We start from the raw sequence: 22,097 nt of genomic DNA on the forward strand, positions 1-22,097 counted from the left end.
TTCCGGTGCCGCCGGATGGTGCTGCCGGAACAGGGGCAGGCTTCCGCCGCCCCATTCATCATATGTGGACCTCGGCCCGAATCCCTTCTTATCCGGATCCGGGCATGCCTCCACGCCCGGCCCTCCCTCCGTTGTCACTGGGCAGCAGCGCAGGCGGCCGTGCGGCGGCAGCATAAACAGCAGAAAATACGGGCCGGCAGTGAATATGGTCCGCAGATGACGGATAATTCTGTGATGGTAGACACAATGATTTGTGTTTCGTCCGGCCCGTCTTACACACTGTGACCACTTACCGATACACCCGCAATGATGCAGGAGAAGTATGTTTTCCAAGATTCTGGTGGCCAACCGCGGAGAAATCGCAATCCGTGCTTTCCGTGCTGCCTACGAACTGGGCGCCAAGACAGTCGCCGTGTTCCCCAATGAGGACCGTAACTCGATCCACCGCCAGAAGGCCGACGAGGCGTATCTGATTGGCGAAGAGGGCCACCCCGTCCGCGCCTACCTGGACGTCGACGAAGTGGTGCGCGTGGCGAAGGAGGCCGGAGCGGACGCCATCTACCCCGGCTACGGCTTCCTGTCGGAGAACCCTGACCTTGCGCGTGCCGCGAAGGCCGCCGGCATCACCTTCGTGGGTCCGCCCGCGGAGGTGCTGGAGCTCGCCGGCAATAAGGTGGCCGCACTGGAGGCCGCCCGCAAGGCTGGCGTCCCCGTCCTGAAGTCGAGCGCGCCGTCGAAGGATCTTGACGAACTGATCGCAGCTGCGGATCAGATCGGCTTCCCCATCTTTGCCAAGGCTGTGGCAGGCGGCGGCGGGCGCGGCATGCGCCGCGTCGACACCCGCGAAGCCTTGCCGGAGGCGCTGCAGGCGGCCATGCGCGAGGCCGACGCCGCGTTCGGTGACCCCACCATGTTCCTCGAGCAGGCCGTGCTCCGCCCGCGCCACATCGAGGTCCAGATCCTGGCCGACGCCGAGGGCAACGTCATGCACCTCTTCGAGCGTGACTGTTCCATCCAGCGCCGCCACCAGAAGGTCATCGAGATCGCCCCGGCCCCCAACCTGGACGAAGGCATCCGCCAGGCCCTCTACCGGGACGCCGTGAAGTTCGCCAAGGCCCTGAACTACGTCAACGCCGGAACGGTCGAGTTCCTCGTGGACACCGTGGGTGAACGCGCCGGACAGCACGTCTTTATCGAAATGAACCCCCGCATCCAGGTTGAGCACACGGTCACCGAAGAGGTCACCGACGTGGACCTCGTCCAGGCGCAGATGCGCATCGCCGCCGGCGAGACCCTGGCCGACCTGGGCCTGTCCCAGGAGACAGTCTTCCTCAAGGGCGCCGCGCTGCAGAGCCGCATCACCACCGAGGATCCGGCCAACGGCTTCCGGCCCGACGTCGGAAAGATCACCGGTTACCGCTCCGCCGGCGGCGCCGGCGTAAGGCTCGACGGCGGCACCGTCTACTCGGGTGCCGAGATCAGCCCGCACTTCGACTCCATGCTGGTGAAGCTCACCTGCCGCGGCCGGGACTACCCCGCCGCGGTTGCCCGGGCGCGCCGGTCCCTGGCGGAGTTCCGTATCCGCGGTGTCTCCACCAACATCTCGTTCCTCCAGGCCGTGCTTGACGATCCGGACTTCATCGCCGGCAACGTGGCCACGTCCTTTATCGACGAACGGCCCGAACTGCTGAAGGCGCGTGTTTCCGCCGACCGCGGCACCAAGCTGCTGACGTGGCTCGCCGAGGTAACCGTGAACAAGCCCAACGGCGAGCTTCCGGTCCACACCGACCCCGCGGACAAGCTCCCCTCAGTCACCGGCGCTGAGGCCCGGCCCGGCTCCCGCCAGCGGCTCCTGGAACTCGGCCCGGAGGGCTTCGCCAAGGCGCTGCGCGAACAGAAGGCCGTCGCCGTCACCGACACCACCTTCCGCGACGCCCACCAGTCCCTGCTGGCCACCCGCGTCCGCACGAGGGACCTCGTGGCCGCCGCACCCGCAGTCTCCGCCCTCCTGCCGGAACTGCTGTCCGTTGAAGCCTGGGGCGGCGCCACCTACGATGTCGCACTGCGGTTCCTCGGCGAGGATCCCTGGGACCGGCTGGCGGCGCTGCGCAGGACGCTGCCCAACATCTGCCTGCAGATGCTGCTCCGCGGCCGGAACACCGTGGGCTATACCCCGTACCCCGAGGAAGTGACCGAAGCCTTCGTCAACGAGGCAGCGGCCACCGGCATCGACATCTTCCGCATTTTCGACGCACTAAACGACGTCAGCCAGATGGCGCCGGCCATCCGCGCCGTGCGGGCCACCGGCACCGCCGTCGCCGAGGTTGCCCTGTGCTACACGGGCGACATGCTGGACCCGGAAGAGAAGCTCTACACGCTGGACTACTACCTGGACCTGGCGGACAAGATTGTCGACGCCGGTGCCCACATCCTGGCCATCAAGGACATGGCAGGCCTGCTGCGTCCGGCAGCCGCGGCGAAACTCGTCGCGGCGCTGCGGGAACGGTTCGACCTTCCGGTCCACCTGCACACCCATGACACCGCCGGTGGCCAGCTCGCCACCCTGCTTGCGGCAGTGGATGTAGGCGTCGACGCCGTCGACGTCGCTTCGGCATCGCTGGCCGGCACCACGAGCCAGCCGTCGGCGTCGGCCCTGGTTGCAGCGCTGGCCCACACGGAACGTGACACCGGGCTCAGCCTGGCCGCGGTCAGCTCCCTCGAGCCGTACTGGGAGGCCGTGCGCCGGGTTTACGCTCCCTTCGAATCGGGTCTTCCGGGTCCCACCGGCCGCGTGTACCAGCACGAAATCCCGGGCGGGCAGCTGTCCAACCTCCGCCAGCAGGCCATGGCGCTGGGCCTGGGCGAGCGCTTCGAGGCGATCGAGGACATGTACACGGCCGCGGACCGGATCCTGGGCCACCTGGTCAAGGTGACCCCGTCGTCGAAGGTGGTGGGCGACCTCGCCCTGCACCTCGTCGGGCTGAACGCCGACCCGGCCGACTTCAACGAGAACCCGCAGAACTACGACATCCCCGACTCCGTCATCGGGTTCCTGTCCGGTGAGCTGGGCGATCCTCCCGGAGGCTGGCCGGAGCCGTTCCGCACCAAGGCCCTTCAGGGCCGCAGCATCAAGGTGCGCGACGCCGAGCTGAGCGCCGAGGACAGCCAGGCTCTCCGCGGCGACTCGAAGACCCGCCAGCAGACGCTGAACCGGCTGCTCTTCGCCGGTCCGACGAAGGACTACCTCAAGAGCGTCGAGACGTACGGCAACGTGTCAGTCCTGGACACCCGCGACTACCTCTACGGCCTGCAGCGCGGCGAGGAGCACGTGATCCAGCTCGAAAAGGGTGTGCGCCTCATCGCGTCCCTGGAAGCCGTGTCGGAGCCGGACGAGAAGGGCATGCGCTCGGTCATGTGCACGCTCAACGGGCAGTCCCGCCCGGTCTCGGTGCGCGACAAGTCCGTGATCAGCAATGTGAAGGCGGCCGAGAAGGCGGACACATCCGTGCCGGGTCATGTCGCCGCTCCCTTCGCAGGGGCCGTGACGGTCACCGTCAAGGCGGGCGACACCGTCAACGCCGGTGACACGGTTGCCACCATCGAGGCAATGAAGATGGAGGCATCCATCACGACGCCGGTGGGCGGCAAGGTGACGCGGCTGGCCATTTCTGCCGTGGAACAGGTCCAGGGTGGTGACCTGCTGATCGTCGTCGAATAGCAGACGGTCGCATAAACGACGGTCGTGTAAATGGCCGCTGAATAGCCTGCGGGGCGGCTGGCGGCCGCCCTGCAGGTAGGGTGGAAGACAGAAAAGGGTTGTGGGGACGGCGCGAAGCCGCCCCCACAGCCATTTCCGAACCACACCGGCCGCCGGAACCCTGCCGGCAGCCAGGACAAAACAGAGCGGAAGCCATGACGCAGACCAACACGCCCAATCCCGGGCCGCGCCCTGACCGGAGCCCCTCTATCTCCAAGGACAGCGTGGCCGACGTTGCAGGGGAGCCGGGGGCCAGCGCCAGCGGAGGGTCCCCGACAGAGGTCACCGGGGCCGCGGCGACGGGGGATATCAGTGTGGTGACTGTTTCCGACGCCCAGGACCGCACCTCCGCCGGCTCGCTCTCCGCAGTCAGCGGCGTGGTGCAGCAGGGAACGGCGTCTGCGGCCATGCCCGTCGTGACCGCCGGCCCGGGGGCTACCGCCGGGGATATCGACGAGTCTGGCGCAGCCGCCACCGCCACAGCCGCCGAGGGCACAGCACCGGCAGGTGCAGCAGACACAACCGCCGCTGCCGAACCGGCGTCGGGTGAAGAGCCGCCGGCTGAATTAGCGAAGGACCTCCCCGGGCGCCGGGACCGGCCCGAGGGGCCGGAGCCGGCTGCGTCCCTGACCGCAGACCGTCTCCTGACCAGGAGCGCTGCCGCTCCGGTTTCCGGCTGGCGCCGCTGGCTGTACCAGGCAACCCTGGGTTACGTGAATCTGGGTGATTCGGACCAGGTCCGCATCCAGCGTGCCATGGAGCACCGCATCGCCACGCGGTTGGGGGAGCGGACCCGGTACGTGCCGGTGCTCTCGCGCAAGGGCGGGGTGGGCAAGACCACCGTTACCACCCTGCTGGGCATGGTGCTGGCGGAGCTGCGCGAGGACCGGGTCATCGCGATGGATGCGAATCCGGACCGGGGCACCCTCTCGGACCGTTCGCCGGGCCGGGCAGATTTCACGGCCCGGCAGCTGGTGAAGGACAGGTTCACGGTTAACTCGTTCGCCCAGCTGTCCAACTACACGGCGAGGGACGGTTCGCGCCTCGACGTGCTGGCCTCGGACACTGACCCCACCGTTGCCCACGCCTTCGACGACGCCGACTACCGGGCCGTCACCGACATCATGGGCCGGTACTACTCGATCGTGCTCACCGACTCAGGCACCGGCATGGTCCACTCGGTCATGAAGGGCACCCTGGAAAAGGCCGACGCCGTGGTGCTCGTCTCGGGCGGCAGCGTGGATGAGGCCCGGCTGGCCTCCGAGACCCTGTCCTGGCTGGAAGCCCACGGCCGCCAAGATCTGGTCGCCAAAGCAACGGTGGTCATCAACATGGCCGCCGGGAACCGCACCCGGGTCAATATCGACGAAATCGAGCAGCACTTCCTGTCCCGGGTGAAGAACGTGGTGCGGATTCCGCATGACCGGCACCTCGCCGAAGGCTCCCGGATCCGCCTGGGCCAGCTGAAGCCGGCAACGCGTGCTGCCGCCGTGGAGCTGGCCGCACTGGTGGTGGACGAACTGCAGCAGGACTAACCTCCCGTCGTCGGGAGTTTTTGTCCACTTGTTGGCCCCTGGAGGCCCCGGAAGTCGCGACAAGTGGACGAAAACTCCTCACTTAGGCGCGGGTGGGCTTCGGCGACTTGTACATTTCGTCGATCACCGCGTCGAAGTCCTTCATGACCTGGGCGCGCTTGACCTTCATGGACGGGGTCAGGTGGCCGGAGGCTTCGGTGAAGTCGCTCGGCACGATCCTGAAGGACTTGATGGCCTCCGCCTGCGACACTGACTGGTTGGCCTGGTTGATGAGCTCCTGCACGGCGGCCTTCACCTCGGGGTGCTCGGCGGCGTCGCTAAGGCTGGTGTCCGCCGGCAGGCCGTGGCGCTGCAGCCACCCCGGAAGGGCTTCCTCATCGAGCGTCACGAGGGCGCCGATGAAGGGGCGGTTGTCGCCGACGACGAGAACCTGGGACACCAGCGCATCGGCCCGGATCTGGTCCTCGAGCAGTGCGGGAACCACATTCTTGCCGCCCGCGGTGACAATGATTTCCTTCTTGCGGCCGGTAATCAGCAGGTAGCCATCATCGTCCAGCTGGCCGATGTCTCCGGTGCGGAACCAGTCATCAACGAACGACTCCTCCGTGAGGTCGGGGCGCTTGTAGTACCCCCGCATGACGCACGTGCCCTTGACGAGGATCTCGCCGTCGTCGGCTATCCTCACGCTGTTGCCCGCAATGGGCACACCGACCGTGCCGATCTTGATCCGCTCCGGCGTGTTCACGCTGACGGGTGCCGTGGTTTCGGTGAGGCCGTAGCCTTCCAGGATCTGCAGGCCGATGCCCTGGAAGAAGTGGCCCAGCCGCTCTCCCAGCGGGCCACCGCCGGACACCGCGTGCGCCACCTCGCCGCCCATGGCGGCGCGGAGCTTGCCGTAGACGAGCTTGTCGAAGATCGCGTGCCTGATCTTCAGGCCGAGGCCGATGCCGCCGGCCTGCCTTGCCCGCGAGTATGCGATGGCCGTGTCGGCGGCCCTGAGGAAGATCGCGCCCTTGCCGCCGTCCTCGGCCTTGGTGAGGGCCGAGTTGTACACCTTTTCAAACACCCGCGGAACGGCAAGGATGAATGTCGGCTTGTAGCTCTGCAGATCGGGCAGCAGGTGCTTGATGTCAGGGGTGTGGGCCACGGTGACGCCGGCGGCCACGGCCAGCACCGAGATGAAGCGCGCGAAGACGTGCGCCAGCGGCAGGAACATGATGGTCCGGGCCTGCTCATTGACGATGCGGCTCAGTGACGTGGCCAGGGCATTCTCGGACAGCCCCACGAAGTTCCCATGGGTCAGTTCGCACCCCTTGGGCCGGCCCGTGGTGCCCGAAGTGTAGATGATGGTGGCGAGGTCGCGGAGTCCGGCGGAGCGCCGCCGGACTTCGAGCTCGTCGTCGCTGACGGCGGCCCCGGCCGCCCGCACGGCGTCCAGGCCGTCCCTGTCCAGTTGCCACACGTGGGCGAGTTCCGTCAGCCCCTCGGTGGCAGCCGCCTGCCTGATGATGTTTTCGTGGTGGTCCGATTCCCCGAACGCAGCGACCGCGCCGGAGTCGCCGAGGTTCCAGGCGACCTGCGAAGGTGAAGACGTCTCGTAAATGGGAACGGAAACGCCACCTGCGAACCAGATGGCGAAGTCGATGAGTGCCCACTCGTAGCGGGTCCGGGACATGATCCCGACGCGGTCACCCACGCCGACCCCGCTGGCGATGAGCCCCTTGGCAAGAGCGGAAACTTCGGCTACGAACGCCCTGGCCCGGATGTCCTGCCACTGGCCGGCGGAATCGAGGCGCGAAAACAGGGCAGGGTCTGACGCCTTCGCCGCCTGGCGCAGCACAAGGTCCGTGATGTTGCTGTCCAGGGGTACGTTCGCCAGGGGCGGAACGCTGAATTCGCGCACGTTAGCTCCTTTGATATCCGTTGGCCGCAGCGGGTAATCCTAACCTTAGTGCCTCACGTACCGGTGCCCGGCAGATCGGTGTTACCCGTCGGTAACTTTACGTCGAAGGGGTGCGCGGTGCTAGTGCGCTGGGCATGTCATTTGTGTGTTGTACCTGCGAAGACGCCCTGCAGTGACACCTAGAATGGGGGACTATGCAGCCCTCTCCGCCCACTGAGCCGTCAGCCCCGCCACTCGACTCCGGCCGGAGCGGCCAGGAGGGTGGGTGGCCGTCACGGCGGGCTGGGGCGCCGCGCTGGGCGTCGCGGGCTTCAGCGCCGCGGGCTTCAGCGTCGCGGGGTGCTGAGGCGCAGCACGGCAGGCTGGCCGGCCACCGCTTGTTCCGGCAGCAACTCCGGCTGGGCCGGCGGGGGCTTGCCATCGGCATCGATATTGGCGGCACCAAGGTGGCCGCCGGCGTGGTGGACTCCGAGGGTCACATCCTGCGCGAGGCGCGCCGGTCCACGCCGGGAAGCGACCCCCGCGCGGTGGAGCGCGTCATCGTGGAGCTGGTTGAAGAGTTGAGCGTCGGCGCCCGGATCAGGTCGGTGGGCATCGGCGCCGCCGGCTGGATGGACCTCGACGGCGGCACGGTGCTGTTCAGTCCGCACCTGGCCTGGCGGAACGAACCGTTGCGGGAAAACCTGCAGCACCTGCTGCGCAGGCCCGTGATGCTGGTCAACGACGCCGACGCGGCGGCCTGGGCCGAATGGCGCTTTGGCACCGGCCAGGGACAGGATCGGCTGGTTTGCATCACCCTGGGAACCGGCATCGGGGGAGCCATGGTGATGGACGGGCACGTTGAGCGCGGCAGGTTCGGGGTGGCGGGCGAGTTCGGCCACCAGATCATCATGCCCGGCGGCCACCGGTGCGAATGCGGTAACCGCGGATGTTGGGAACAGTACGCCTCGGGCAACGCCCTAGGCCGCGAGGCCAGGGAACTGGCCATGGCGAACTCGCCGGTGGCACAGGAACTCCTCAAGGCCGTGGACGGAAGGGCAGACCGCATCACCGGAGCCACGGTGACAGAGCTGGCGATCGCCGGCGACGCCGCTTCCCGGGAGCTCCTGGAGGATGTGGGGGACTGGCTGGGGCTGGGGCTGGCGAACCTTGCCGCCGCCCTCGACCCTGGGAAGTTCGTGATTGGCGGCGGACTCTGCGCAGCCGGCGAACTGCTGGTGGCTCCGGCGCGCAAGGCCTTTGCCCGCAACCTCACCGGGCGCGGATTCCGTCCGGCCGCAGAAATCGAGCTGGCCGCCCTCGGGCCCAACGCCGGCCTGATCGGCGCTGCCGATCTGTCCCGGGTCAGCAGCCGGACCCACCGCTGACAGTGTAGTCAGACCCGGGCGGTAGTCAGACCCGGGCGCCGTCGTCGTTCTCGTCTTTCTCCTGCGGCAGCTTCATGATCAGATACACCACAGCGCCGACGAACACGGCCACCATGCCGAGGATTGCGAGCAGCGGCGCGGAACGCCAGAACATCGACGACAGGACCAGGGCAACGGGGGCGCCCACGGCGCCCAGCCAAGCGAGCATGGTCAGCGGATCCGTCGCCGAGAGCTTGGGTGGATCCTCCGGGACGAACTCGCCGGCGTCGTCCTCGACGTCGTAGTTGCGAGGATCCCCGGCGCCGGCCGGAACGTCTCCTTGCCCGGACAGGGCGGCTTTCGCCTGCTCCGCGGCCTCTTTCTCCCGGTCTGCCGCCTGCTGCCGCTCGGCGGCCGACAGTTCGCGTGGCGCCCGGGGCGCCAGGCCCAGCGGATCGAAGTCAGTGAAGTGCCTTGCCGCGCTTTCCGGGCTGGCGCCCGCGCCTGGCTGTTCTGCGCCCCATCGTTTTGCCCGTGCAGAGCCGGCGTCGTCGGCTGAGTCTTCGCCGGCTGCGTCATCGCTTGAAGCGGTGCTGTGCCTCGGACCGCCCTGATGGCGCGGCGGCTCGGCGGCGGCGGATTCGCTGCCTGTGCCGGTGGCTGCGTCCGGCTCCGGAACCGTGTCGTCGCCCTGGAGCCTGGCCACGAGGTCGAGCCAGACGGCATCGTCCTGGTTTGCGCTCGGATCTGACGAATTCGAATCGGGCCTATTCATCGGTGGCGCCCTTCTGGCTGGCTATCGCGGAGTCGGCGGACCCGTGGTGGAGGTCTGCCACCACGGAGCGGATGAAGTCCACCGAGCCGCTGAAGATCTGGTTGGCATCGTGGTCCAGCGTGGCCACGTGGTAACTGTTCTCGAGCCGCGTGAGCTGCAGCGGGGCGTGGGTAAGCCCGCGCCGCAGGGCCGTGATGCTGGAATCGGACACAACGTGGTCCACCGTGGAGCGGAACACCCGCACCGGCGCCGTGATGCGTGGCAGCAGCCGGACCGTGTCCTTGAACATTTTATTCAGTTCGTGGGCGGCTGCCACCGGGGTGCGGGAGTATGCGCCCTCGTCAACGCCCTGCTTCCTGATGTCGTTGGCTATGGCCGGCGTGCTCTTGAGGACCAGCTTGAGGATGCCCGCCAGCGGGGCCCGCGGGTCATCGATGACGAGCCCGGGGTTGACCACGATGGCTCCGGCGACATGCCTGGTCGCGGCGAGGCGGAGTGCCAGGGCGCCGCCCATGGACAGGCCGGCGGCGAAGACGAGGTCGCACTCGGACTCAAGTTCAAGGTAGGCGGCGTCCATCACGTCATGCCACTCCGCCCAGCGGCTGCGGGAGAGCTCCTGCCACGTGGTGCCGTGGCCCGGCAGCAGCGGCATCCTGACGGCAAAGCCGGCGCCGGCGAAGGCCTGTGCCCAGGAACGCACGCTGTGCGGACTGCCGGTGAAGCCGTGGGACAGGGCGATGCCGATGGACGGGCCCGCGCCGGAGAAAGCGCTGCTGAACGGGCTGTGATCGGGAACGGTGGTCATGACTTCTCCGACGGTATGTGGCTTCGGGAATGCAGCTGGAAGAACCGCGCCGAGGACTCGAAAATTTCCAGGGCGTCCGCGTCCAGCGTAGCCACGTGGCCGCTGTTCCTGAGCGGCACCACGTCGAGTGTTGCCGAGCCGAGGCGTTTCCGGATCAGGCTGAGCGAGGTGGGAGGCACTACTGCGTCATTGACCGACTTGAAGACCAGCACCGGAGCGGTGATCCGCGGCAGCCCGCGCAGGGCGGCAGCGAACAGCCTCTTCAACTGGTGTACCGCCGCCAGCGGCGTTACCGAGTAGTCGCCGTCGTCGGTGGGGGCCGCCGTCGGACTTTCCTCCGCAATGGGCACAGTGGTTCTTTGGAGGTACTTCAGCAGGCCGATGATCCGGACCCGCCGGTCGTAGAAGCTCAGGCCGGGATTGACGACGGCGACCCCCGCCACGCCGTGGCGGGATGCGGTGCGCAGGGCGATGGCGCCGCCCATCGAAAGGCCGGCCACGTAGCATTCGTCCGTCCTGGCTGCCAGGTCCAGATATGCCGCTTCGAAGGCGCCGTGCCACTCCTTCCATCCTGTCCTGGCCAGATCCTGCCAGCTCGTCCCGTGCCCGGGGAGAAGCGGAACCGTGACCGCGAAGCCGCGCCCGGCCAGGAATTCGGCCCACGGCAGGATGCTGAGGGGACTGCCTGTGAAACCGTGGCAGATCGCGATTCCGATCCGCGCATTGGTTCCGTGTCCCGCGTAGCTGAAAGCGGCGGGCCTTGTGCGGTCGCTGCTTTCTGTCATGAAACCATCGTGTCACTGTTCGCGACAATTCTCACTAGAGTAGGGTTGCATTGCAGTGCCGCCGGGCCTCCTGAAACGCCCGGGCGGTAGCCTTCCGGAGAGGTAAGACACGTGTTCTATTGGGTCGTGAAGCGGATCTTCCTGGGTCCGGTGGTCCGTACCCTCTTCCGTCCCTGGGTCAAGGGGCTGGACAACATCCCGGCCGAGGGTGCGGCCATTATTGCCTCCAACCACCTCTCGTTTTCAGACTCGATCTTCATGCCGCTGATGGTGCCGCGGCCCGTCATTTTCCTGGCCAAATCTGAGTACTTTACGGGCACCGGGCTCAAGGGCCGGCTGACCGCCATGTTCTTCCGGCTGACCAACCAGCTTCCCATGGACCGATCCGGCGGCGCGGCCTCGGCGGCCTCGCTCGAGGCTGGCATGGACGTGCTGACCCACGGCGGACTGCTGGGAATCTACCCCGAAGGCACGCGCAGCCCCGACTCGCGGCTCTACCGGGGGAAGGTGGGTGTGGCGCGGCTGGCGCTCCAGGCGGGCGTTCCGGTGATCCCGGTGGCGATGATCGGAACGGACAAGGTCCAGCCCATCGGCAAGCGGCTGCCGAATATCCGGCGCATCGGCATGGTCTTTGGGAAGCCGCTGGACTTCAGCAGATATGAGGCCCTGGCGGATGACCGGCTGATCCAGCGGTCCGTCACGGACGAGATCATGTACGAGCTCATGCGGCTTTCCGGGCAGGAGTACGTGGACGAATACGCCTCCGTGGTCAAGCTCAGGCTGGCGGGCAAAGCCGGGCCGGAGCCGGGGGAAGCCGGTACTTCCCGGTCGGCGTAGATACCCGGTCAACGCACGTGTCCCCGACGCTGTTTATCTGTGACGCGGGACCCGGGCGAATGACAGCCCGGGTGTCCCGAAGCCGGTCCGGCCATTTACTCTTAGTAGTGTGACTGAGCTATCCGCAAAACCTGCCCCTTCCCTGACCAGCACCTCACAGAGCGGTGCGGCCAACTATCCGGGACTCGACAACTGGCGGGACCTTCCGGTGTCCCAGCAGCCGAGCTGGCAGGATTCCGGGGTCTTCAACGCGTCCGTCAAGGAGCTTTCGGTGCTCCCGCCGCTCGTTTTCGCCGGCGAAGTCGACATTCTGCGCGAGCGCCTCGCCGCGGCAGCCCAGGGCAAGGCCTTCCTGCTGCAGGGCGGTGACTGCGCCGAGACGTTTGAGGGTGCGACGGCGGACAAGATCAGCGCGCGTGTAAAGACGATCCTGCAGATGGCAGTGGTCCTCACCTACGGTGCTGCGATGCCCGTCATCAAGATGGGGCGCATGGCCGGCCAGTTTGCCAAGCCGCGCTCCTCCAACGACGAAACCCGTGACGGCGTGACGCTGCCGGCCTACCGCGGCGACATCGTCAACGGGTACGAGTTCACCCCGGAGTCGCGCGGCCACGACGCCAGCCGCATGCTCCGCGCGTACCACACCTCCGCTTCCACGCTGAACCTCATCCGGGCGTTCACCCAGGGCGGCTTCGCGGACCTCCGCCTGGTGCACACCTGGAACAAGGGCTTCACCGAGAACCCCGCACACGCCCGCTACGAGTCCCTCGCACGCGACATCGACCGCGCCATCAAGTTCATGGCATCCTGCGGGGCCGACTTTGAAGCACTTAAGCGGGTTGAGTTCTTTGCCAGCCACGAGGCGCTGCTGCTCGACTACGAGCGTGCGCTGACCCGCATCGACTCCCGCACCGGCCTTCCCTACGACACCTCCGGCCACTTCCTGTGGATCGGCGAGCGTACCCGCGAACTGGACCACGCCCACGTTGACTTCCTGTCCCGCGTGCGGAACCCGATCGGCGTCAAGCTGGGCCCGTCCACCTCCGGTGACGACGCCCTGCGCCTCATCGACAAGCTCGACCCCGAGCGCGAACCCGGCAGGCTCACCTTCATCACCCGCATGGGCGCCGGCAACATCCGCGAGAAGCTCCCGTCGCTCGTGGAGAAGGTCACGGCCTCCGGTGCCCAGGTCCTGTGGGTCACCGACCCCATGCACGGCAACACCGTCACCTCGCCCAACGGCTACAAGACCCGGAATTTCGACGACGTCATTGACGAGGTGCGCGGGTTCTTCGAAGTCCACCATGCACTGGGGACGGTCCCGGGCGGCCTGCACGTCGAGATGACCGGTGATGACGTTGCCGAATGCCTCGGCGGCGCCGACCCCATCGACCAGGAAGCGTTCCTTGACCGCTACGAGTCGGTCTGCGACCCCCGGCTGAACCACATGCAGTCACTGGAAATGGCCTTCCTCGTGGCAGGCGCGCTCACCCGCCGCTGAGCGGCGCCGGGGCCTGCCCCAACAGCATAAAGAAGGACCGGCGCCGGGGAATCCAAGGCGCCGGTCCTTGCGTTCGTTCCGGCTACACCACGGTGAGGGTAATGACGGAACCTTCTGGCACCTCTGTGTCCACGGGGTCCTGGTCCCGGACGGTGCCGAAGAAGCCGCCCAGGATTTCATTGACGTGCACCTCGAAACCGCGCTTCTCCAAGGCTTCGCGGGCCTCCCGGACCTGCTTGCCGATGTAGTTGGGCACCTTCACGAGCTTGGGCCCCTCGGAAATCGTCAGGGTCACTGTCTGGCCTCTCGTCAGGGTTCCCGAACCAGGGTCCTGGCTGACCACGGCGCCCTTGGGCACGTTCCTGTCGTGCACCGTTTCGTCTGCCGTCACGGCCTTGAGGCCGGCAGCTTCCACGGCACGGAAAGCCGCGTCCTGGTCCAGTCCGCGCACGTCCGGCACCGGAATGGGCTGTGGCCCCTTCGAGACGGTAAGGCTCACCGGTGTGCCATGCCGCGCGGGCGTTCCAGCCGCCGGAGCCTGCCCCAGCACCGTTCCGGCGGGCACCTCCTCGTCGAATTTCTCCGTGACCTTGCCGAGCGCCATTTCGGCGCCGTTGAGTGCTTCCTTGGACGCATCCAGCGTCTTGCCCGTGAACTGCGGCAGGGCGAACAACTGCGGACCCTTGGACACGAACAGCGAGACCGGCTGGAATTTACGGATTTCCGTTCCGGCGTCCGGCTCGGATCCCACCACGAGTCCGGCCTTGACGTCGTCATCGAAGACGTCCTTCGTGCTGGATTGAAAACCTGCGTCCCGGAGCAGCTGCTGGGCCTCTGCCACCGTCCTGTTGGTAACGGCCGGTACGGTCCCGGGGGACCCTGGTCCCATGCCGAAGAACCACCCTGCCCCAGTTGCAAGGAGTGCGAGGATTACCAGGACCACGATCCATAGGGCGCCCCTGCGCCGGGAGTTCCCCTCCCGGAGCGTGCGGACTGGAGTGGCCGCGGCGCGCGACCGTTCCTTTTGTTCGTGGCGGTCCAGCTTGCGCTGTTCCCGCTTGCCCAGGGGGAGCGGGGCTGGCTCGCCGCCGTCGTCGTCGCGATAGGGCGGGAGCACCGGCGGTGGAGTGGAGAAGACGGTGGTCGGGTTGCTGGTGCGCGAGATGACTTCCGTCGGGCGCCCCGGGGACGCTTCATCGCCGTGCACGGGGGCCAGCACTTCGGTGTGGTTTCCCTGGGCGCCCTCTATTCCCTGGGCAGGCGGGCTTTCCGGCATCCGGGACGGCATCCGGGCTGGAGCCGGGGGTGCACCGGCGCCGCGCGCGGCGGGACCGGGGGCGGCAGCTCCCGCTGCCGCCTGCACGGCTGCCGGCGGCTGCAGGTCAAGTTCGGCGTCCGTGAGGTTGGTCCGGATATGCCGGAGTTCCGCCAGCAGGGCATTTCCGTCCACCGGCCGTTGCTCGGGGTCGCTGGCGGTACACCACTGCACGAGTTCATCCACTTCGTCCGCGAGGCCCGGGACCAGGGCGGAGGGAGGACCCACACTGGCATTCACGTGCTGGTACGCCACCTGGATGGGGACCTCTCCGTCGAACGGCTGGCGTCCCGTCAGCATCTCGAACAGCATGATGCCGGTGGAGTAGATATCGCTTCGCGCGTCGGCCGGTTTGCCGAGGACCAGTTCCGGCGAGAGGTAGGCCACCGTCCCGATCAGGGCACCCGTGCTGGTTGTCGTCGTCACCGCACGTGCGAGGCCGAAGTCGCCGACCTTGATCCGGCCGTCGTCGGCAATCAGGACGTTCTCCGGCTTGACGTCGCGGTGGATCATGCCGGCGGAATGGGCAGCCCCAAGGCCTTCCACCACCGGATCTATCAGCGCCAGGGCGAGCCGGGGGGACAACGCGCCCTTGCTGTTGATGACGTCGCGGAGAGTGTGCCCCCTGATGTACTCCATCACGAGGTAGGCGGTGTCGCCGTCGTGCCCCTGGTCGAGGACGCCCACCACATGGGGGTGCGACAGCTTTGCGGCTGCCCGGGCTTCGCGGGCCAGGCGGTCGAGAAAGTTGGCGTCGTTGACCAGATGGGGATGAAGGACTTTCAGGGCAACATCACGGTCGAGCCGCTGGTCCGTCGCCACATAAACGGTGGACATCCCGCCCCGCGCCAACCTGGACTTTACCTGGTAGCGGTTGTCCACCAGCGTTCCAACGAGACTGCCTAAAGCGTTTTCCTGCACCCTTCGATACTAAGTGCTGCACGGAAACGGGTCCGAATCAACATGCAATCCGGACCCGTATCGTTATGCTCCCGGCTGGCCTGGTATCCCGGCCCGGCGGTCATCTGACGCGGTCAGCTGAAGGTTTTCCGGTGTGCCTTGATTGCGGCGACGTACTGCTTGGTGTCCGCGAACATGCCGTGCTTGTTGACCGAGTACTGGCCCTGGTAGTAGCCGGCGATCGCGTAGTCAACGCTCTTGCTGGTCCGGATGAGCTGGCGGATGATGGCGATGCCGGCGGTGGCGTTGTCGTACGGGTCAAGGAGGTTCAGTTTCCGGCCCACCAGGTCGGAGGCCCATTCGCCGGAGGAGGGAATCACCTGCATGGTGCCGATGGCGTTGGCCGGCGACACCGCCCGCTGGTTGAATCCTGATTCCTGGTACGCGAAGGCCTGCGCCAGCGCCGGGTCCACACCCATCCGCCGTGCCGTGTCGGCCACGATGGACTGCATCTGCGCCAGCGACGGAACGGGCGAGGCGTTCAGCAGGGCCTTGTTCTTGTTGGCAGAGCTGACTACCGCGGCCGGGTAGGTGTAGCCGAGGAATGAGCTGGGCACGAGCGGCGTGACGCTGGATGCCGGCTGGACGGCGCCGGCCTTTCCGGGAATGGCAAGCTTCTGGCCGGGGTAGATGACGCTGGTGACCTTCAATCGGTTCGCCGACAGGATGTCCGCGAGCCTGACGCCGTGCTTGGCCGCGATGCCGGACAGCGTGTCGCCGGATTTGATCACGTAGTAGGCAGAGCGGGTGGCAGCCGGTGCTGCGGCTTTGGCGGGGGCTGCTGCCACACTTGAGCCTGCACCGAGCCGGATCTTCTGGCCCGGGTAGATGATCGACGTCACCTTGAGCCCGTTCCAGCTGAGCACCTGGGAGAGCCTGACGCCGTGCCGGGCGGCGATGCCGCCGAGCGTCTCGCCGGACTTGACCGTGTAGGTTCTGGCGGGCGTGGCTGCCGGAGCCGCCGCAGCCGCCGCAGTCTTCAGCTTAATCCGTTGCCCCGGGTAGATCACGGAGTTCGACTTGAGGTTGTTGAGCTTCAGCACGGCAGTGGTGCTCAGGCCGTACCGGCCGGCGATGCCGCTGACAGTGTCCCCACGGACCACTGTGTGTGCCGTCGGAGTGACGCGGGCCGGTTGAAGACCTGCCGGTAGGGCTGCCGGCACGGCGGCTGCGGGGATGATGCCGGCCTTGACTGCTGCTGCCTGGGCCTCAATGGCGGCGGCGAGCGTGGCGGGGACCATCTGGGGGCGGGGCTCGGCCGCTGCGGGCTGGGCAACTGCGAGGGAGGAAAGCATGACGGCAGGGAGCGTGGCCGTCGTGGCCGCGATCAGGGGCAGGCCCGGCCGGGGTGGCTGCTTAGTGGAGCGGGTCGTCGTCATGGGAAAGATCCTCTTCTCAGCGGCGAATGCTGTCGGTCATGCCAGTTGCTCGTGATGCTAATGTTACTGGTGTTAATTATGTTGCGAATGTTATCTATGCGAATCTCTCATGATTTTCGGGTTAGCACAAGAATCAGCTTTCGGCCGGAAGGTCGGCCAGACTGGGAGTGTCGCGCGCGAAAAAGGCACAGGCGTGCGCCTGCGTTGGTTCGACTAGGCTTGCGGGCTCCCGCCGTGGCAATCTTGACCGGTGAGTACTGTAGAAACCCTTGTAGGCGACTGGTTGCCCCTGCCCGACGTTGCCCAGTTGCTGGATGTGTCCATTACCAAAGTCCACGGGCTCCTCGACGAGCGCGCGCTGGCCGCCCTGCGGATCGGGGAACGCCGGATCCGCTCGGTGCCGGCGGCCTTCCTGCAGGACGGCCACGTAGTGGAGAGCCTCAAGGGCACGATTGTGGTGCTGGCAGACGCGGGCTTCTCGGATGAAGAGCTCATCGGCTGGCTTTTCACCCCGGACGAGTCATTGCGCGGGCGGCCCATCGACGCCCTCCGTGAAGGGCGGAAAACCGAAATCCGGCGCCGGGCGCAGTCCCTCGCCTGGTAATAAGACCCAGCCCTGGTTATTAAGACCCAGAGCTGGTCATTAAGACCCAGCCGGGTAACAAATCCAGCCTTGTAGACGGGCCGGGCCAGCCGATCAGGCGGCCCGGCTCACCGTCGCTTCGGCCAGCCGCCGCAGCGCAGTCTTCGGGAGGTCTTCCAGCGGCAGAAGCTCGAGGGCCGCAAACGCCGCAGCGCCGAATTCCTCAATCAGCACCTCCGTGGCCTGCAGGGCCCCGCAGTCCGCAATGATCCGGCGGATCTCGGCCACGTCGTCCTCGCCCAACTCGGGGCTGCCCAGCTTCGAATCGATGAAAGCGGACTCCTCGGGCGTGGCCAGATCCAAGGCGAAGGCCACGAGTACGGTCCGCTTGCCCTCCCGGAGGTCGTCTCCTGCGGGCTTGCCGGTGGTTACCGGGTCCCCGAAGACACCGAGTACGTCGTCACGGAGCTGGAAGGCTTCGCCCAGGGGGAGTGCGAAGGCGGAGTAGCCCCGGAGCAGCTCGTCAGAGGCTCCGCCGAGCGCCCCGCCCAGGGCGAGCGGATGTTCCGTCGAGTATTTGGCTGACTTGAAGCGGATGATGGACTGGGCGCGGCTGACGGCCCCGGCGCGGTCCCGGACCGGCCCGGCCACCTCCTCGAGGATGTCCAGGTACTGGCCGGCCATCACTTCCGAACGCATCAGGTTGAAGATCAGCCTTGCCCTGCTCCCTGACGCTGCCGTTTGGCCGATGTCGGTGAAGGCTTCCTCACTGAAGGACAGGCAAAGGTCGCCCGCCAGGATGGCCGCGGCATGGCCGAAGCGTTCGCTGTCGAGGGCCCAGCCCTGGGACTCGTGGAGCTGGCTGAACCTGCGGTGCACGCTTGGTCCGCCCCGGCGGGTGTCCGACCGGTCGATGATGTCGTCGTGGATCAGGGCCGCGGCCTGGAACAGCTCGAGGGCCGCACCTGCTGTGATGACGTCCTCGGCTGTCGCCGGGCCGCCGGCACCGCGCCAGCCCCAGTAGCACATGAGGGCCCGCAGCCGCTTTCCGCCGGTGACCAGGTTGGAGATGGACCCCATGATGGGATCAATGTCCGGCGATATCGCCGTCATGATGGACTGCCGGGTTGTCAGAAAGTCTGTCAGCTTTCCAGCTACGGCGGCTACAAAGTCCGCCTGCTCCACACGAAGCTGCTCGGCCACCATCACTTGACGGACTCTGAAGTCACGTTGGCGCCGATGGTGAAGGTAGATACCCCGCCGGTTTGAGGGACCGCGATATTAACTGTCTCGTTGCCCGCCCGCACAAAGTCCTTGGACGCGACGCTGCCCACCGTATTGCCGGGAACAGCCGTGAAGCCCTGTCCCTCCAATGCTTTGGTGTAGTAGGCGACGACGGCGGCCGGCGTGGCGGAGATGGACCCCACCAGGGCGGCGGTGGCCGGGGAGGTCGACTTATCGAAGCTGCTGGCCACGACCTTGGCTCCGGGCATCACGGGAAGAAGCCTCGACGGGAAGCCGGCGACGAGCGCCCCCACGGTGGCCGACGTGCCGGGTGAAGCGGACGGGCTGGCCGTCGCCGTGGCGCTTGCCGTGGTGATTGCGGGGTTCGTTGCCGCCGCGGCGGCGGAGTCCGATGCCGCCGGCGTTGCGGAACCGGGCGCCTGTGCCGTGCACGCCGACGCCGCCGCCACTACGGCCACTCCAGCGGCGAGCAGCCCAAGGCGGGCAGGCATGAGCATTCCAATGACCTTCACAGGTGCGGTCCTCCTGGGTGTTGATGCCGGATTCAGCCTCCAGTTTAGTCAGGTGCAGGGCATAGGATTGCAGGTGTGGGGCCGGACCAGGACAGAGAGCAGGCGGAAGCGCAGCTTCGGGACCTTCGGCGGGCCAGCATCATGCATGTGGATATGGACGCGTTTTTCGTCTCGGTGGAACTGCGGGGCCGCCCCGAACTGCGCGGCCGGCCGGTCATCGTGGGCTTCCCGGCGGAGCGCTCGGTAGTGTTGTCCGCCTCCTACGAAGCGCGCAAGTTCGGCGTGAAATCGGCGATGCCCATGGCTGTGGCCCACCGGCTCTGCCCGCAGGCCGTCATCATCGAACCCAGGCACAAGCTGTACTACGAGGTGTCCGGTCAGCTGATGTCCATCTTTGGGTCGATCACGGAACTCGTTGAGCCGCTCAGCGTCGACGAGGCATTCCTTGACGTGGGTGGGGCGATCCGCAGGCTCGGTGCGCCGATTGAAATTGGCGAACTGATTCGGCGAAGGGTCGCCAGTGAACTGGGTATCACGGCCTCCGTGGGAATCGCCGCCAGCAAGTTTGTGGCCAAGATCGCCTCCACGCGATGCAAGCCCGACGGCCTGCTGCTCATCCGGCCGGAGGAGACCGTGCCGTATCTTCACAGCCTTCCGGTCAACGCCCTGTGGGGTGTGGGGGGCAAGACGGCAGAAGTGCTGGCCCGCATGGGAATCCGGACAGTGGCGGACGTTGCCGCGACTCCGGTGTCCTCGCTCAAGAAGGTGCTGGGCGCCACCGGCGAGCACGTCCACCGGCTCTCCTGGGGTATCGATAGCCGGGCGGTTTCCCCGGTGCGGGTTGAGAAAAGCATCGGTGCAGAGGAAACATTCGCCTCGGATACGGCGGACGAGGCCCTGCTCCACCGGGAGCTGCTGAGGTTGTCCCACCGCACCGCCGAGCGGCTCCGCGCTTCCGGGCTGGTGGCCAGGACTGTGGCGCTCAAGCTGCGTTACGCGGATTTCTCGACCGTGACCAGGAGCCGCACGGTCCACACGCCCCTGGACAGTGCGCAGCTCATCTATGCCGTGGCCGTCCAGTTGCTGGAGTCCCTGGGCAGCCGCCCACTGACAGTCCGGCTCGTGGGTGTCCGTGCGGAGCAGCTGGAAGCGGCCGCCCAGACATCCCTTCAGTTGAGCCTGGACAGGCGCGATGACAACTGGCGGGCCGCTGAACAGGCCCTGGACAGGGTGGCGGAGAAGTTTGGCAGCAAGTCCGTGCTCCCCGCCCGGCTGCTGGATCCGGGACACGGCAACTCCTGACGTGATTCCGGCGACATCCGGGGGCCACGGAAACGGCGTTCATGGCCCTGGAACGGTGGCAGTTCAGGGTCCGGGCAGTGTTGCCGGCAGTTAACAGCGTCTTTCAGAACAGCGCCTAACAAACTATCCTTATAGATACAAAGATTTCGAACGTCTGGACATGTGTGGATCGCCTGACCCGCCGCGTCAGTATGCTTGAATTCCTGGATCTGCCAAGGTGGACGGGCCGGGAACCTGGAGGGCATGCCGGTCGTTGACGAGGCAGGAACAACCGGTTCTGACCTGTCCGGACGTTGGCCTACTTAAGGAGGTCGTGATGCCGCTCTCGGAGCACGAACAGAAGCTGCTCGAGCAACTCGAGAGGCAACTGCATGAGGACGATCCCAAGTTCGCCAATTCCATGGGCTCGGATCCCGGCCGCAGCTGGTCCACCCGGCACATCGTGATTGGCGTACTGGCCACGCTGGCCGGGGTGCTGCTCCTCCTTGTGGGGGTTTCCCTCCAGAACATATTTGTAGGGGTCCTCGGGTTCATCGTCATGGGCGCAGGAGTTTACTTTGCCACAATGCGCAGCGTCGCGGCCGGCAAAGCAAAGGCCGGCGGACATGGACGCAAGTCGAAGAACAAGAGTTCCTTCATGAACAGCCTCGAGGAACGATGGGACGAAAGGCGCCGCGGGGAGTCCTGAGCGCCACTCCACTTCCCACCACCTCCACTTCCCACCACCTGCACATCGCACCACCCTCCACATCGCACCACCAGGGCTATCCCCGGGTTTGGGCGCCAGTAGTCCAGAATGACCCGCTGCGGCGGGTCATTCTGCTTTTAACCGGCAATTGGCGCCTGTAAGCCCGCCGCGCGAGCGCCGGGGGTGACAACAGGCCCCGGCATTTCCCTCCACTTTCCACCCCCACGTAGAAAGCGCGCCATTCCGCGGAAAAATGTTTGTCCAACCGGCAGAGAAACACCCGCCCCGCGTTGACTGTGGGGAGAAGTGGAGTAAAGTGGAGCGAGTAAGAGGGTAGTGGCAGCGCGGGGGTTGTTCGGCTTCTGACGGCAGACGGGCGGTGGGACGTGTTCCTAGGGACACACTCGCCGCGTCTTGACGAAAAGGGCAGGATCATTCTTCCCGCCAAGTTCCGTGAGGAGCTTGCCGGCGGACTTGTTCTCACGCGAGGCCAGGAGCGCTGCATCTACGTCTTCAGCGAGCAGGAATTCGCGAGGGTACACGAGCAGATCCGGGAGGCGCCGATCTCCAACAAGCAGGCTCGTGACTACATCCGGGTTTTTCTCTCTGGAGCCTCGGACGAGGTGCCTGACAAGCAGGGGCGCGTGACCATACCTCCCGCGCTCCGGGAGTACGCAGGGCTTGGCAGGGAGCTGGCAGTCATTGGGGCCGGCACCCGCGCTGAGATCTGGGATGCCCAAGCCTGGAATGCGTACCTGGCGGAGAAGGAAACCTCCTTTTCTGAAACCGACAACCCCATCGCCGGCATCCTCTAGGCCGGCAATCCGAATCCGTTTCTTGGTCGAGATCTCCAGCCGCCCATCCTCGTC

The 22,097-nt window shown here is 66.6% G+C and carries 17 protein-coding genes; 9 read left to right on the forward strand and 8 right to left on the reverse strand.

Annotated elements, in window-relative coordinates; genetic code table 11:
• The first annotated feature begins 322 nt into the window (after nt 1–322).
• A complete protein-coding gene (locus AC1DFE_RS15725) occupies nt 323–3,718 on the forward strand; it encodes a pyruvate carboxylase (RefSeq protein ID WP_476906807.1) in 3,396 nt (1,131 codons plus the stop codon).
• A 194-nt stretch (nt 3,719–3,912) separates the two neighbouring features.
• Nucleotides 3,913–5,292, forward strand: coding sequence for a MinD/ParA family ATP-binding protein (locus tag AC1DFE_RS15730; protein ID WP_476906808.1), 1,380 nt, complete (start codon nt 3,913–3,915; stop codon nt 5,290–5,292).
• Between the two features lie 82 nt (nt 5,293–5,374).
• Here the strand turns inward: AC1DFE_RS15730 and AC1DFE_RS15735 are convergent, their stop codons facing one another.
• The gene (locus AC1DFE_RS15735) at nt 5,375–7,195 is read right to left on the reverse strand and encodes an AMP-dependent synthetase/ligase (protein WP_476906809.1); all 1,821 of its coding nucleotides are present in this window, start codon (nt 7,193–7,195) and stop codon (nt 5,375–5,377) included.
• A 194-nt stretch (nt 7,196–7,389) separates the two neighbouring features.
• Between AC1DFE_RS15735 and AC1DFE_RS15740 the strand changes: the two genes are divergently transcribed.
• Nucleotides 7,390–8,562, forward strand: a complete 1,173-nt coding sequence (locus tag AC1DFE_RS15740) for an ROK family glucokinase (protein WP_476906810.1) — start codon at nt 7,390–7,392, stop codon at nt 8,560–8,562.
• Nucleotides 8,563–8,587: 25 nt separating this feature from the next.
• Here the strand turns inward: AC1DFE_RS15740 and AC1DFE_RS15745 are convergent, their stop codons facing one another.
• Genes AC1DFE_RS15745 through AC1DFE_RS15755 form a run of 3 tightly spaced genes read right to left on the reverse strand, consistent with a single transcriptional unit; the run spans nt 8,588 to nt 10,906 of the window.
• Entirely contained in the window at nt 8,588–9,316 is a 729-nt protein-coding gene (locus tag AC1DFE_RS15745) for a hypothetical protein (RefSeq protein WP_476906811.1), read from the reverse strand.
• A complete protein-coding gene (locus AC1DFE_RS15750) occupies nt 9,309–10,121 on the reverse strand; it encodes an alpha/beta hydrolase (RefSeq protein ID WP_476906812.1) in 813 nt (270 codons plus the stop codon). Before AC1DFE_RS15750 ends, AC1DFE_RS15745 begins: the two co-directional genes overlap by 8 nt.
• A complete protein-coding gene (locus tag AC1DFE_RS15755) occupies nt 10,118–10,906 on the reverse strand; it encodes an alpha/beta hydrolase (RefSeq protein WP_476906813.1) in 789 nt (262 codons plus the stop codon). The genes AC1DFE_RS15750 and AC1DFE_RS15755 overlap by 4 nt, the downstream gene beginning before the upstream one ends.
• A gap of 111 nt (nt 10,907–11,017) precedes the next feature.
• Between AC1DFE_RS15755 and AC1DFE_RS15760 the strand changes: the two genes are divergently transcribed.
• Nucleotides 11,018–11,743, forward strand: coding sequence for a lysophospholipid acyltransferase family protein (locus AC1DFE_RS15760; protein WP_476906814.1), 726 nt, complete (start codon nt 11,018–11,020; stop codon nt 11,741–11,743).
• 109 nt (nt 11,744–11,852) lie between these two features.
• On the forward strand, nt 11,853–13,244 hold the full coding sequence (locus tag AC1DFE_RS15765) for a class II 3-deoxy-7-phosphoheptulonate synthase (RefSeq protein WP_476906815.1): 1,392 nt from the start codon (nt 11,853–11,855) through the stop codon (nt 13,242–13,244).
• Between the two features lie 82 nt (nt 13,245–13,326).
• Here AC1DFE_RS15765 and AC1DFE_RS15770 read toward each other — a convergent pair whose 3' ends face one another.
• Both AC1DFE_RS15770 and AC1DFE_RS15775 read right to left on the reverse strand, forming a co-directional pair.
• Nucleotides 13,327–15,480 (reverse strand): Stk1 family PASTA domain-containing Ser/Thr kinase, encoded by a 2,154-nt coding sequence (locus AC1DFE_RS15770; protein ID WP_476906816.1) that lies wholly within the window; start codon nt 15,478–15,480, stop codon nt 13,327–13,329.
• Between the two features lie 113 nt (nt 15,481–15,593).
• A complete protein-coding gene (locus tag AC1DFE_RS15775; protein WP_476906817.1) occupies nt 15,594–16,898 on the reverse strand; it encodes a LysM peptidoglycan-binding domain-containing protein in 1,305 nt (434 codons plus the stop codon).
• 250 nt (nt 16,899–17,148) lie between these two features.
• Between AC1DFE_RS15775 and AC1DFE_RS15780 the strand changes: the two genes are divergently transcribed.
• On the forward strand, nt 17,149–17,502 hold the full coding sequence (locus tag AC1DFE_RS15780; protein WP_476906818.1) for an Rv2175c family DNA-binding protein: 354 nt from the start codon (nt 17,149–17,151) through the stop codon (nt 17,500–17,502).
• Between the two features lie 93 nt (nt 17,503–17,595).
• Here AC1DFE_RS15780 and AC1DFE_RS15785 read toward each other — a convergent pair whose 3' ends face one another.
• Both AC1DFE_RS15785 and AC1DFE_RS15790 read right to left on the reverse strand, forming a co-directional pair.
• A complete protein-coding gene (locus AC1DFE_RS15785) occupies nt 17,596–18,690 on the reverse strand; it encodes a polyprenyl synthetase family protein (RefSeq protein WP_476906819.1) in 1,095 nt (364 codons plus the stop codon).
• Nucleotides 18,687–19,238 (reverse strand): hypothetical protein, encoded by a 552-nt coding sequence (locus tag AC1DFE_RS15790; RefSeq protein WP_476906820.1) that lies wholly within the window; start codon nt 19,236–19,238, stop codon nt 18,687–18,689. The genes AC1DFE_RS15785 and AC1DFE_RS15790 overlap by 4 nt, the downstream gene beginning before the upstream one ends.
• Nucleotides 19,239–19,313: 75 nt before the next feature.
• On the opposite strand from AC1DFE_RS15790, the gene dinB reads away from it, so the two are divergent.
• The 3 genes from dinB to mraZ all read left to right on the forward strand — a co-directional run bounded on the left by dinB (nt 19,314) and on the right by mraZ (nt 22,043).
• On the forward strand, nt 19,314–20,540 hold the full coding sequence (dinB, locus tag AC1DFE_RS15795; RefSeq protein WP_476906821.1) for a DNA polymerase IV: 1,227 nt from the start codon (nt 19,314–19,316) through the stop codon (nt 20,538–20,540).
• A 316-nt stretch (nt 20,541–20,856) separates the two neighbouring features.
• Nucleotides 20,857–21,228 carry a DUF3040 domain-containing protein gene (locus tag AC1DFE_RS15800; RefSeq protein WP_476906822.1) on the forward strand — a complete coding sequence of 124 codons (372 nt, stop codon included), beginning with the start codon at nt 20,857–20,859 and terminating at the stop codon, nt 21,226–21,228.
• Nucleotides 21,229–21,614: 386 nt separating this feature from the next.
• Nucleotides 21,615–22,043: a division/cell wall cluster transcriptional repressor MraZ gene (gene mraZ, locus AC1DFE_RS15805; protein WP_076798037.1), complete on the forward strand. Its 429-nt coding sequence runs from the start codon at nt 21,615–21,617 to the stop codon at nt 22,041–22,043.
• The last annotated feature ends 54 nt before the right edge of the window (nt 22,044–22,097 follow it).

The organism is Arthrobacter sp. 05T423, from assembly GCF_056396245.1.